Genomic DNA, 602 nt, shown 5'->3' on the forward strand with positions numbered 1-602 from the left:
GGCGGATCGAAGAGATGCTGCTACGATCACTTCGTGCGCAGGGCGGCTGACTATGTACCCAGACGAGCCGTAGAGTTGGTCACAGAGGCGTTGTCCGACACGCGGGTCGTGGTCGTCAACGGTGCCCGCCAGGTTGGCAAGAGCACCCTGGCCGAGGTCGTGCTGCGGGCGCGGGCCGACGGGGTAGCCCGGTTTCTCGATGACCCGGCGACAAGGGCCGCTGCCACCGAGGACCCGATCCGGTTCATTCGCCACGACGGCCTGATGCTCATCGACGAGGTACAACGAGTGCCCGATCTCTGGCTGGCAATCAAAAACCTCGTCGACCGTGATCCTCGGCCTGGCCGATTCCTGCTGACCGGATCTGCGCGGCTGCTCGCATTGCGCGGCCTGCCCGATGCGCTGCCCGGTCGATCCGAGACCGTGGAACTCTGGCCGTTGTCCCAAGGTGAGATCGACGGTACCCTCGACGACTTCATCGACGCTGCTTTCGCGCTCGGTGCCGACCTACGTACCGGGTCGTCGGTGCTGAAACGTAAGGACTACCTGGTCAGGATGGCCCGGGGCGGTTACCCGGAAGCATGGCGGCGAGAGAACCCGCG

General features: G+C 65.3%; 1 protein-coding gene. It reads left to right on the forward strand.

The genetic code is table 11. From position 1 onward, the window contains the following. Window positions 1-75: 75 nt before the first annotated feature. Window positions 76-602: ATP-binding protein (locus MJ797_RS17355; protein ID WP_239336140.1), on the forward strand; the 527-nt coding region annotated here is incomplete at its 3' end.

It is taken from the genome of Protofrankia sp. CiP3 (genome assembly GCF_917627345.1).
Classification (GTDB): domain Bacteria; phylum Actinomycetota; class Actinomycetes; order Frankiales; family Frankiaceae; genus Protofrankia.